Source organism: Variovorax boronicumulans (assembly GCF_030812215.1).
Lineage (GTDB): Bacteria > Pseudomonadota > Gammaproteobacteria > Burkholderiales > Burkholderiaceae_C > Variovorax > Variovorax boronicumulans_C.
In genome coordinates, this window is sequence record NZ_JAUSSG010000008.1 from 55,138 (window position 1) to 66,559 (window position 11,422).

Annotated in this window: 9 protein-coding genes; 6 read left to right on the forward strand and 3 right to left on the reverse strand. The window is 67.1% G+C overall.

Annotated features, from left to right (window positions below; genetic code table 11):
- Positions 1–20 precede the first annotated feature (20 nt).
- From J2W23_RS20965 to J2W23_RS20975, 3 genes are all read right to left on the reverse strand, one after another.
- A complete protein-coding gene (locus tag J2W23_RS20965; protein WP_176660179.1) occupies positions 21–872 on the reverse strand; it encodes an energy transducer TonB in 852 nt (283 codons plus the stop codon).
- A gap of 109 nt (positions 873–981) precedes the next feature.
- A complete protein-coding gene (locus J2W23_RS20970; protein ID WP_307650106.1) occupies positions 982–3,042 on the reverse strand; it encodes a ribonuclease catalytic domain-containing protein in 2,061 nt (686 codons plus the stop codon).
- Positions 3,043–3,170: 128 nt separating this feature from the next.
- Complete coding sequence (locus J2W23_RS20975; RefSeq protein ID WP_176660551.1) at positions 3,171–3,764, reverse strand: YqiA/YcfP family alpha/beta fold hydrolase; 594 nt, start codon at positions 3,762–3,764, stop codon at positions 3,171–3,173.
- A gap of 369 nt (positions 3,765–4,133) precedes the next feature.
- Here J2W23_RS20975 and J2W23_RS20980 point away from each other — a divergent pair, with 369 nt between their 5' ends.
- From J2W23_RS20980 to J2W23_RS21005, 6 genes are all read left to right on the forward strand, one after another.
- On the forward strand, positions 4,134–4,886 hold the full coding sequence (locus J2W23_RS20980; protein ID WP_176660181.1) for a response regulator transcription factor: 753 nt from the start codon (positions 4,134–4,136) through the stop codon (positions 4,884–4,886).
- A 6-nt stretch (positions 4,887–4,892) separates the two neighbouring features.
- Entirely contained in the window at positions 4,893–6,749 is a 1,857-nt protein-coding gene (locus tag J2W23_RS20985; protein WP_307650108.1) for a sensor histidine kinase, read from the forward strand.
- A 32-nt stretch (positions 6,750–6,781) separates the two neighbouring features.
- Positions 6,782–7,936, forward strand: a complete 1,155-nt coding sequence (gene rodA / locus J2W23_RS20990; protein ID WP_307650109.1) for a rod shape-determining protein RodA — start codon at positions 6,782–6,784, stop codon at positions 7,934–7,936.
- 56 nt (positions 7,937–7,992) lie between these two features.
- A complete protein-coding gene (tldD, locus tag J2W23_RS20995) occupies positions 7,993–9,453 on the forward strand; it encodes a metalloprotease TldD (RefSeq protein ID WP_307650110.1) in 1,461 nt (486 codons plus the stop codon).
- Between the two features lie 79 nt (positions 9,454–9,532).
- The gene (locus J2W23_RS21000) at positions 9,533–10,072 is read left to right on the forward strand and encodes a hypothetical protein (RefSeq protein ID WP_307650111.1); all 540 of its coding nucleotides are present in this window, start codon (positions 9,533–9,535) and stop codon (positions 10,070–10,072) included.
- 229 nt (positions 10,073–10,301) lie between these two features.
- The gene (locus J2W23_RS21005; RefSeq protein WP_307650112.1) at positions 10,302–11,420 is read left to right on the forward strand and encodes a 3-deoxy-7-phosphoheptulonate synthase; all 1,119 of its coding nucleotides are present in this window, start codon (positions 10,302–10,304) and stop codon (positions 11,418–11,420) included.
- Positions 11,421–11,422: the final 2 nt, after the last annotated feature.

The window sequence follows — 11,422 nt, forward strand, 5'->3', positions numbered from 1 at the left end:
GCTGCGGCCTCGATCAATGCTTATTGGGAGATTTCCATCGTGCCGTCCCGCGCGAAACGGAACGTGCCCTGGATCACCATCTGGTCGGCCTGCTCCTGGCGCATCGCGGTCGTGAACTTGCCGAAGTTGCCGGTGCTGCGAACGATCGCCTGCGCCCGGCGGTCGAGCGCGATGTTGCCCGAGCTCTGGTCGACCACGGTGGCGAGCACGTTGCCGTCGAAGTTGACGGTCATCGTCATCTTGAGTTCGCCGTACAGCTTCTTGCCGGCCAGCTCGGGGAAGTTTTCGGCGGCGCGCGCCTCGACGCGTCGCAGCATGGTGTCCACGTACACCGCGAAGGCCGCTTCGCGCGTGGAAGGGCTGATGTAGCGTTTCTTGGGACGCGAGTTCTCCTCGTTCACCCGGCGCTCGATCTGGGCCAGCAGCTCGACCATCTGGCGGCGCTTTTCTTCCTGCGCGGCAGCTTCGGTCGGGTCGCCCGCATTGCGCGGATCGCGCACCGGCATCGCGGCGATGTCGCGCTTGAGCTGCGTGATCATCTGCATCTGCTCGGCCTGCAGGGCATCGACCTGCTTGCGTGCGTCCTCGAACGAGTCGCCCACCGCGGTGAAGCTGGACGGCGGCAGCGGGCTGGTCGCCCGGCCCTTGTCGAGGTCGCCGCCGCCCGCGAGCGAGGTCTGCGCCATCAGCTTGGCGTTGGCGTCGGGCCGCTCCTTGGTCTTGCTGTTGACCAGGATCACTTCCAGCGGCGTGTCGGTGAACGCGCGGTTGAATGATTCGGGATCGACGAAGCGCACCGCCAGCAGCGCGGCATGCGCAATGACCGACACGCCCAGGGCAATCTGCAGCGTGCTGAGGTCCTTGAAGTTCATTCTCGAAACTCCTCCAGGGGGCGCACTTCTCCGGACGTCTCGCCAGAGAGCACTAAACAAACCTCCGCGCTGCACGCTTCGGTATTCGCCTTGGGAACGGCCCGGCGGCTCATGCAGGTGTGTTTTCCGGCGCGGCCTCGCTGTCGCTCAGGTCGACGGCAATGGCGATCGGGCCGGCAACTTCTTCTTCGTCCTCCCCGCTCTCGTCTTCCACCGACGCATCCGCCTTCGGCGCGTCGAGGCGTTCGAGCACGGTGCCGCTCACGTCGAGTGCGATCTCGTCGATCTCGCCGAGCTTCACGCGCAGGCGCGCACCGCGTTCCTGCTGGCCTGCCACCGGGAACACCAGCGGCAGCGCATCGGCACGCACCAGCGCGCCGTTGGGAATGTCCTTGATGACCGTGGCCTCGAGCTCGGTGATGCCTTGCTGCTGCAGGTACTTGAGCGTCCAGAAGCGTTCCATGCCGCCCTGGTAGCCGTTGTACGTGGCATAGGCGGCATCGAAGCCAGAGAGGATCGAAAACAGGTCGGCGTCTTTCGGCTTGAAGGGCGCGGCCAGCGCGGCGGTCTTGCCGTGGCGCGCGGCCGCGATGATCTGCCACTGGTTCACGAGGTCGGTGTAGCGGCGCAGCGGCGAGGTGCTCCACGCATAGCTCTTCACGCCCAGGCCCGCATGCGGCAGCGCGCGTGTGCCCATGCGCACCTTGATGCCGGGCGCCAGGCTCGCCTGGCTGCGGTAGAGCCCGGGCACGCCGAGTTCGCCGAGCCAGCCGCCCCAGCTGCTGTTGGCCAGGATCATCGCTTCCGAGACGATCAGGTCGAGCGGCGCGCCGCGCTGGCGCGTGGTGATCTGCACCTCTTCGTTGCCGGTGGGTTCGTTGCCGTCGTTGCCGACGAGGCGGAAGTTGTAGTCGGGCCGGTTGAAGTTCTCGGGCTTGCCGCGCACCACTTCGCGCTGCGCCTTCAGCTGCTTGGCGAGGCGGAACAGGAAGGAGAGCGGGGCGCGCAGGTTCGCGGCGGCCTCGGGCGTGTTCTCGCTCGTGAACGCGGCATCTTCGAGCCAGGGCTGCGTGACGAAGCCATCGAGCTGGTCGTGCCGCAGGTTGGCGACGATGGGCACGCGTTCGAGCTTCGTCTCGGTGCCCTGCAGCTCGAGCGTGGCTTCGTCGAAGCGTGCGTAGAGCGACACGGCCGGGCGGTCCGCGCCTTCGAGCAGCGTGTAGGTATTCACCACCTCGTCGGGCAGCATCGTGATCTTGTAGCCCGGCATGTAGACCGTCGACATGCGCGCACGCGCCACGTTGTCGATGGCGCTGCCCGGCGTGAGCGCCAGGGCCGGTGCCGCGATGTGGATGCCGACGGTGACGGTGCCGCTGCCCAGGCCTTGCACCGACAGCGCATCGTCGATTTCAGTGGTCTGCGAATCGTCGATCGAGAAGGCCTCGACGCCGGTGGCGACGGGCAACTCATCCGCGATGGCCGGTGCCGCGAGCGTGGGAAAGCCGGTGCCCTTGGGGAAGTTCTCGAACAGGAAGCGGCGCCAGTGGAACTGGTAGGGCGAATCGATCGCGCCGGCGCGTTCCAAGAGGTCGAGCGGCGGGCGCTGCGTGGCGCGCGCGGCGTCGACCACGGCCTTGTATTCGGGGGCGTTCTTGTCGGGCTTGAACAGGATCTTGTAGAGCTGCTCGCGGATCGGCGGCGGGCACACGCCCTCGGCCAGTTGCCCGGCCCATTCGACGATCTGCGCCTGGATGACTTTTTTCTTCTCGATGGCGGCGAGCGCCTGCTGCACGATCTCGGCCGGCGCCTTCTTGAAGCGCCCCTTGCCCGCGCGGCGGAAGTAGTGAGGCGCCTCGAACAGCGCGAACAGCGCGGCGGCCTGTTGGGCGAGCGTGGGCTTGTCGCTGAAATAGTCGGCGGCCAGGTCGGCAAAACCGAATTCGCCCTCGGCCGCGAATTCCCAGGCCAGGTCGAGGTCCATCGCGGCGGCGAGCGTGCGCGCCTCGGCCATCAGCTCGGCCGGGGAGGGCTTCTCGAAACGCAGAACGATGTTGGCGCCCTTGACCTTGACGCGCTTGCCGGTCTCGAGCTCGACCTGCGCCGAGGCTTCGGCCTCCGACAGGACACGGCCGCCGAGGTACTTGCCGGCTTCTTCAAACAATACAAACATAGGCGCGGATTGTCCCACGGCGAGAAATGGGCTCGCCCCCAGGCTTGCCTGCTTCGTGTGGCCTCCTTCCCCCTGCCGGGGGCAACACCCGCGGCTCGGCGAAGCCGGTTCCGCGGTGTTCCTGGAATTCAGACAGGGTTGATAAACGCCATGACGTCGTCCAGGTGCGCCGTCTCGAAATCCGACAACGCGTGGTCGCCGCCTTCCAGCAATTTGATGTTGCTGTCCGGATAGCGCGCCGACATCTCGTGCCAATCGAGCGCCTCGTCGCCCTTGGCGATGATCGCGAAGACGCGCTCGGGCCGCGTGAGCGAGCCGACTTCCATGGCGCGCAGCTCGTGGATGTACTCGGGCCGGAAATAGAAATGCTCGGCCGGGTCGTGCCAGACCGTCTGGTCGCCGATGTAGAGCGTGAGGTCGCGCGCGGGATGCACGGCCGGGTTGAGCAGCACGGCGCGGCAGCGCGTCATGCCGGCGACATAGGTGGCGTAGAAGCCGCCCAGCGACGAGCCGATCACGGCCATCGACTTGCGCGGCCAGTGCGCGATGCCCTTCATCACCATGTCGATGGCGTCGTGCGGAGAGGGCGGCAGCTGCGGGCACCACCATTCCAGGTTCGGATGCGCTTGCGCCACCCGTTGCGCCACGAGCCGCGCCTTCGTGGAGCGGGGCGAGGAACGGAAGCCGTGCAGGTACAGCAGATGGGTGGTTTGCGGGTCCATGGGGGGAAGGGCGGGAAGGTGCGAACGCCGCACCTCGCTGGCCGAGGCGAGGTAATTCTGCATGAGGTCCGTGCCTGCAAAGCGGCTTGCGGCATTCAAAAACCGTGCGGCGAGGGGCTCTTGGGGAAAGCGATAACTCATAACGACTTACACCGCATGAATGTTCCGTCGGCCCTGGCCCCGCGACCTTCGCCTGGCTTGAGTTCGAAAGTATTCATGGGCTGCTCCTCGTTGCCGGCGTCGTACGCACGGCGATGAACCCGCGGGGAAAAAAGAAAAAGAAAACGCCCAATTCTCGGGATGCGATTTGCCGTGCGCATCCCATGAAAGGGGTATGCATGTCCAGCGTTCGGCAAGGCGCCGAGGCTTATGCTTCATCCCATGAATACAGAGGCTCTGGATGACGGGACGTTGCGCCGCTGGGGTGTCCTCGTGGTCGAGGACGACAGCCGCGCGCGCGCCTTCTTCGAGGCCAGCGTGCAGCGCAGCCCGCGTCTTTTCTGGCTCGGCAGCGCGGGCACGGTGCAGGAGGCGCGGGGCTGGCTGGCACGCACCACGACGATCCCCGATGTCCTGCTGGTCGACCTCGGCATGCCCGACGGCACCGGCCTGGACGTGATCCGCGATGCCGTCGCGCGCTTTCCCGGCTGCGAGCCGCTGGTGGTGTCGGTCTTCGGCGACGAGGAGAACGTGCTCGCCAGCATCGAGGCCGGCGCCGTGGGCTACATCCACAAGGACGCCGCACCCGAGGACATCGCGCAGACCATCGTGGAGATGAAGGCCGGCGCATCGCCGATCTCGCCCATGATCGCGCGGCGGGTGCTGGCCAAGTACCGCAGCCTGCAATCGGCCAGCCCCGGGCCTGGCATGGCCGCTGCGGGCGCAACGCCCGAGGCTGCCTTCGACGAGAACGAGCGCGGCCTGCTGTCCGCGCGCGAGCACGAGGTGCTGACGCTGATCGCCCGCGGCTTCTCGTACGCGGAAATCGCGCGGCTCAAGGGCCTGAGCGTGCACACGGTGCAGACCCACATCAAGAACCTCTACGGCAAGCTCGCAGTGCACTCCAAGAGCGAGGCAGTCTTCGAAGCCACGCGCCTCGGCCTGCTGCCCCACCCGGGCTGAGGACGGATGCTGGCGAGGCTGGGCGCACTGCTTTCGCTGTGGCTGGCGGTGCTCGTGACCGGCCCTGCCGGCGTGGGGGCCGCGGCGGGGGCGCCGCTCCAGGCCGTCGATGGCTCGATCGAGTTGCGCCAGGGCACCATCACGACGTCGGTCGACGGCATCACCCGCACCGGGCCGGTCGAACTCTCCTACCACTGGGACCGCCAGCACCGGGGGCGGCCGGGCGTGGCGAGCTTCGACCTGCCGTTCACCCTCCCGGCCGCGCCGGAAACGCCCTGGGGCATCTTCATTCCCCGCGTCGGCAACGTCTTCGAGGTACAGCTCAACGGGGCGCTGCTGCAGGTCTACGGCGACCTGGGCGCGGCCAACGAAGCCGACTACGCCAAGGCGCCCATCTATGTGCCCGTGCCCGGACGCCTGCTGACTGCCGGCGAGAACCACCTGCAGATCCGACTGCGCGCCGACAGCGCCCGGCGCGCGGGACTCTCGCGCGTGGTCGTCGGTCCGGCCACGCCGGTGCGCACCGAACTCTTCGAGAGCGCGTACGCCTGGCGTTTCACCGGCTCGGTGCTGCTGACCGCCTTCAGCCTGATCGTCGGCAGCATTGCGCTGGCACTCTGGCTCACGCAGGTAGACACCGGCGCCGTGGGGCGACACCGGCGCGACGGCATCTATTTCTGGGCGGCGCTGGCCGAATTCTGCTGGGCGATCCGCGTGGCCGACGGCGTGATCGCCGAGCCGCCGCTGCCCTGGGTTCCCTGGGGTGTGCTGATGGCCGCCTGCTATGCGGGGTGGGCGGCCTCGGCCATGATGTTCTGCTACCACCTCGCGGGGTGGGCCCGGAATCCGCGCCTGCAATGGCTGCGCTGGCCGCTCGCCGCGGTCGTCGCGGGAACGGTGGTGGCGAGCACGCTGGCGCTGCAGCGCGAGCAACCGGTGTGGCTCACCGGCTGGCTCGCCATCGAGATCGTGATCATCGGCGTCTTCGTGGGCGGCTTCGTGGTGGCGACCGTGCGCAACCCGAGCACCGAGCGAATGCTGGTGGGCATCGCCGCGCTCGTCACGGTGGCCTTCGGTGTGCGCGACTGGCTGGTGATCCGCCTGAGCGACGCCTACGGCGAGACCACCTGGGTGCGCTATTCGTCGATTTTCTTCGGCATCGCGCTGCTCCTGATCGTGCTGCGGCGTTTTCATGCGGTGAGCACGCAGGCGCGCGGATGGGTTGCGGCCCTGGCCGACCGGGTCGCGCAACGCGAGCGCGAACTGGCGCTGACCTATGCCGAGCTCGAGCAGGTGGCGCGCGACCAGGCCCGCACCCACGAGCGCGAGCGCATCCTGCGCGACATGCACGACGGCGTGGGCTCGCACATCAGCTCGGCGATCCGGCAATTGCAGTCGGGCCAGACCAGCTCCGAGGAACTGCTGCGCACGCTGCGCGACTCGCTCGACCAGCTCAAGCTGTCGATCGACTCGATCCACCTGCCGCCGGGCGATGTCGGCGCGCTGCTGGCGGCGCTGCGCTACCGGCTGGAACCCCGGCTGGTGGCGGCGGGCATCGCGTTCGAATGGGCGGTGGACGAAGTCGGGCCGGTGCAGCGGCTCGATGCGCACGCCATGCGGCAGCTGCAGTTCCTGCTGTTCGAGGCCATCTCCAACGTGCTGCAGCACGCCCAGGCCAGCGTGCTGCGGATCGAGGCGGACATGCAGGGCGACACCGTGCGGTTGCGGGTGATCGACAACGGCCGGGGCTTCGACGCCTCGCAGGTTCCGAGGGCGCTGTGGGAGCGCGCGGGGGCCATCGGGGCCCGGCTGGCGGTCGAAAGCCGACCGGGGCGCACGGTCGTTCAGCTCGCTTTCGGCTGAAGTGGCATGCGGGGCGCGGATAATCCGCCCCCATGTCTGCCGTGTTCAACCAGCCCTCCCTGGCGCGTCGAATTGCGCCCATCTTCCAGGGCTTCGACGGCTTTCTGGCCTTCGCCGTGCTGCTGCTCGCCTTTGCCGGGCTGCTGACCATGTATTCCTCCGGCTACGACCACGGCTCGCGCTTCGTCGACCATGGCCGCAACATGCTCTTGGCCGGCTTCATCATGTTCGTGGTGGCGCAGGTGCCGCCGCAGCGGCTGATGATGTTCGCGGTGCCGCTCTACGCCGCGGGCGTGGCCCTCTTGATCGCGGTGGCGCTCTTCGGCATCACCAAGAAGGGCGCCCAGCGCTGGATCAACGTCGGCATGGTGATCCAGCCCAGCGAAATCTTGAAGATCGCCATGCCGCTGATGCTGGCCTGGTGGTTCCAGCGGCGCGAAGGCCAGTTGCGGCCGCTCGACTTCGTGGTGGCCACGGTGCTGCTGGCGGTGCCGGTCGGGCTCATCATGAAGCAGCCTGACCTGGGCACATCGCTCCTGGTGCTGGCGGCGGGCCTGGCGGTGATCTTCTTCGCCGGCCTGCCCTGGAAGCTGATCGTGCCGCCGGTGGTGATCGGCGCCATTGCGATAACGCTGATCGTGAGCTTCGAGTCGACGCTGTGCGCCGACGGCGTCGACTGGCGCGTGCTGCACGACTACCAGAAGCAGCGCGTGTGCACGCTGCTCGACCCGAGCAAGGACCCGCTGGGCAAGGGCTTCCACATCATCCAGGGGATGATCGCCATCGGTTCGGGCGGTGTCGGCGGCAAGGGCTTCATGCAGGGCACCCAGACGCACCTCGAATTCATTCCCGAGCGCACCACCGACTTCATCTTCGCCGCCTATTCCGAGGAATTCGGGCTGGTGGGCAACCTGGCGCTGATCTCGGCCTTCATCCTCCTGATCTTCCGCGGGCTGGCCATCGCGACCAGCGCGACGACGCTCTTCTCGCGACTGCTGGCAGGGGCGGTCACGATGATTTTCTTCACCTACGCCTTCGTGAACATGGGCATGGTGAGCGGCATCCTGCCGGTGGTGGGGGTGCCGCTGCCGTTCATCAGCTACGGCGGGACGGCGATGGTGACGCTGGGGCTGGGGCTGGGCATCCTGATGTCGATCGCCAGGGCGAGGAAGCTGGCGCAGAACTAGCGCCCGAGTGCCCTTGGGCGCGGCGCGGGAGAGGGTGGCTGCCTAGAATGGCAGCCATGATCTCTCGCGAACCTACCATCGAGCGCCTGGCAACAGCCCAACAACTCTTGCTCACGCCATTCGGACTCGACGAATCGCACCTGAGCAAGGCCCTGGCCGAGATCACCTCCCACAAGGTGGACGACGCCGACCTCTACTTCCAGTACACGCGCAGCGAAGGCTGGAGCCTCGAGGAGGGCATCGTCAAGACCGGCAGCTTCAGCATCGACCAGGGCGTTGGCGTGCGTGCGGTCAGCGGCGAGAAAACCGCATTCGCCTACTCGGACGACATTTCCGAAGCCTCGCTCCTCGACGCGGCCCGCACGGTCCGCTCGATTTCCTCCGCGGGCCGCACCGGCCGCGTGAAGACGCCGACCCGCAAGATCGCCTCGAGCCGGTCGCTCTACAACGGCGTCGATCCCATCTCCACGCTCGACAGCACGGCCAAGGTCAAGCTGCTCGAAAAGACCGAGAAGCTGGCGCGTTCGCGCGATCCGCGCGTGGCGCAGGTCATGGCCGGCCTTGCAAGCGAATACGACGTGGTGCTCGTGGCACGCGCCGATGGCACGCTGGCCGCCGACGTGCGCCCGCTGGTGCGCCTCTCGGTCACCGTGATCGCCGAGCAGAACGGCCGGCGCGAAGTCGGCTCCGGCGGTGGCGGCGGGCGCTTCGGCCTCGCCTACTTCGACGACGAGCAGATCGCCGAATACGTCGACCAGGCCGTGAAGGCCGCGCTGACCAACCTGGACGCCCGTCCGGCGCCCGCCGGCGAGATGACCGTGGTGCTCGGTTCCGGCTGGCCCGGCATCCTGCTGCACGAGGCCATCGGCCACGGGCTGGAAGGCGACTTCAATCGCAAGGGTTCGAGCGCGTTCTCCGGCCGCATCGGCCAGCGCGTCGCCGCCAAGGGCGTCACGGTGCTCGACGACGGCACCATCGCCGACCGCCGCGGCTCGCTCAACGTCGACGACGAAGGCAATGCCAGCCAGCGCAACGTGCTGATCGAGGACGGCATCCTCAAGGGCTACATCCAGGACTCGATGAATGCCCGCCTCATGAAGGTCAAGCCCACCGGCAACGGCCGCCGCGAGAGCTATGCCCACGTGCCGATGCCGCGCATGACCAACACCTACATGCTGGGCGGCGACAAGGATCCCCAGGAAATCGTGGCCAGCATCAAGAAGGGCCTCTACGCCACCAACTTCGGCGGCGGGCAGGTCGACATCACGAGCGGCAAGTTCGTGTTCTCGGCCAGCGAGGCCTTCTGGGTCGAGAACGGCAAGATCCAGTACCCGGTCAAGGGCGCGACCATCGTGGGCAACGGCCCCGACGCGCTCACCCGCGTGACCATGATCGGCAACGACATGGCGCTCGACTCCGGCGTGGGCACCTGCGGCAAGGAAGGCCAGAGCGTGCCGGTTGGCGTCGGCCAGCCCACGCTGCGCATCGACGGGCTCACGGTAGGTGGAACGGCTTAGGACTTTCGTCACTTGCCGAGCGTTTCCTCCGGTTGCTAAGCTGCGCCCTTTTGCGCACGACGCATTCAAGGAGCATTTCATGGGGAACAGGATCACTTCGCCCGCGGCCTTCTGGGCCATGACCGCGCTGGTCGCGCTGGCCAGTTCCGGCTGCGCATCGCGCGGCGGTTCGGGCAGTCAGCCCCAGGCTGCGCCAGCGCCCGCGGCGGCCGCTCCGGCAGCGCCTGCGCGCAGCGGCTCCGGTGCCGGCATGGATGCTCGGGGCAACGTGATCGATTCGTCCAAGGTCGAAGCCGGCAGCGGCCGCACCGTCAAGGGCCTGAACGGCTACGAAGGCGAGATCACCGGCAATCCTGCGCGCAACAGCAAGTTCACCCGCCTGCAGATCGGCATGAGCGCCAAGCAGGTCACCGACCTCGCCGGCCCGCCCACCGACCAGGGCGCCTACGTGACGGGCAAGGCCTTCATTCCGTTCTATTTCGGCAGCGATCGCCATCGTTTCGAGATGACCTACAAGGGCCAGGGACGGCTGATCTTCGCGGGCGGCGGCATGGGTGAATACACCAGCGGCAACCTGATCTGGATCATTCACAACGCCAACGAATCGGGCTACCGGTAAACCACCCCTTGGACCCGGCCGCTTGACCGGGTCTTTGTTTTCCGTGCTACATTTCGCCCCTATGTCCGCCCTCCGCGCTTACTTTTTTGCCTACTTTTGGTTCCCGGTTTCCGGCGGACGAGAGGCGAGCGCGTAAAGCAAACGAACACCCTCCCAAAACCGCCGGCGCCCCAAGCCCCGGCGGTTTTTTTATGCCCTGACGATATTCACTCCAACAAGGAACAGCACCATGAGCACGAACACTGCCCCGGCCAGCGACAGCTGGTATGCGAGCGTCGAAAAAACCAGCAAGACCGACGACGAACGCATCAAGGACATCAACGTGCTGCCCCCTCCTGAACATCTGATCCGCTTTTTCCCGATCCGCGGCACGCCGGTCGAAACGCTGATCGAGGGCACCCGCCGCAACATCCACAACATCATGGCCGGCAAGGACGACCGGCTGCTGGTGATCATGGGCCCCTGTTCGATCCACGACCCGGCCGCCGCCATTGAATACGCCAAGCGCCTGAAGGTCGAGCGCGAAAAATACGCCGGGACGCTCGAGATCGTGATGCGCGTGTACTTCGAGAAGCCGCGCACCACCGTCGGCTGGAAGGGCCTGATCAACGACCCGTACCTGGACGAGAGCTTCCGCATCGACGAAGGCCTGCGCATCGCGCGCCAGTTGCTGATCGACATCAACCGCATCGGCCTGCCGGCGGGCAGCGAATTCCTCGACGTGATCTCGCCCCAGTACATCGGCGACCTGATCTCCTGGGGCGCCATCGGCGCGCGCACCACCGAAAGCCAGGTGCACCGCGAGCTGGCCTCGGGTCTTTCGGCCCCTATCGGCTTCAAGAACGGCACCGACGGGAACATCCGCATCGCGACCGACGCCATCCAGGCCGCGGCCCGCGGCCATCACTTTCTCTCGGTGCACAAGAACGGCCAGGTCGCGATCGTGCAGACCAACGGCAACCGCGACTGCCACGTGATCCTGCGCGGCGGCAAGGCGCCGAACTACGACGCCGCCAGCGTCGAAGCCGCCTGCAAGGACCTCGAAGCCGCCAAGCTGCCGCCCACGCTGATGGTCGACTGCAGCCATGCGAACAGCTCCAAGCAGCACCAGAAGCAGATCGACGTGGCCAAGGACATCGCGGGCCAGATCGCCAACGGCTCCAACCGCGTGTTCGGCGTGATGGTCGAGAGCCACCTGCAGGCCGGCGCCCAGAAATTCACGCCGGGCAAGGACAAGCTCTCGGGCCTCGAATACGGCAAGAGCATCACCGATGCATGCATCGGCTGGGACGATTCGACGCAGGTGCTCGAGACGCTGTCGCAGGCCGTGAAGGCCCGCCGCGGCTGAAA

Coding starts and splice junctions, on each gene's coding strand:
- rodA (WP_307650109.1), top strand. CDS start 6,782: ATGTCTGCCGTGTTCAACCAGCCCTCCCTGGCGCGTCGAATTGCGCCC.
- J2W23_RS21000 (WP_307650111.1), top strand. CDS start 9,533: ATGGGGAACAGGATCACTTCGCCCGCGGCCTTCTGGGCCATGACCGCG.
- J2W23_RS21005 (WP_307650112.1), top strand. CDS start 10,302: ATGAGCACGAACACTGCCCCGGCCAGCGACAGCTGGTATGCGAGCGTC.
- tldD (WP_307650110.1), top strand. CDS start 7,993: ATGATCTCTCGCGAACCTACCATCGAGCGCCTGGCAACAGCCCAACAA.
- J2W23_RS20970 (WP_307650106.1), bottom strand. CDS start 3,042: ATGTTTGTATTGTTTGAAGAAGCCGGCAAGTACCTCGGCGGCCGTGTC.
- J2W23_RS20975 (WP_176660551.1), bottom strand. CDS start 3,764: ATGGACCCGCAAACCACCCATCTGCTGTACCTGCACGGCTTCCGTTCC.
- J2W23_RS20985 (WP_307650108.1), top strand. CDS start 4,893: ATGCTGGCGAGGCTGGGCGCACTGCTTTCGCTGTGGCTGGCGGTGCTC.
- J2W23_RS20980 (WP_176660181.1), top strand. CDS start 4,134: ATGCTTCATCCCATGAATACAGAGGCTCTGGATGACGGGACGTTGCGC.
- J2W23_RS20965 (WP_176660179.1), bottom strand. CDS start 872: ATGAACTTCAAGGACCTCAGCACGCTGCAGATTGCCCTGGGCGTGTCG.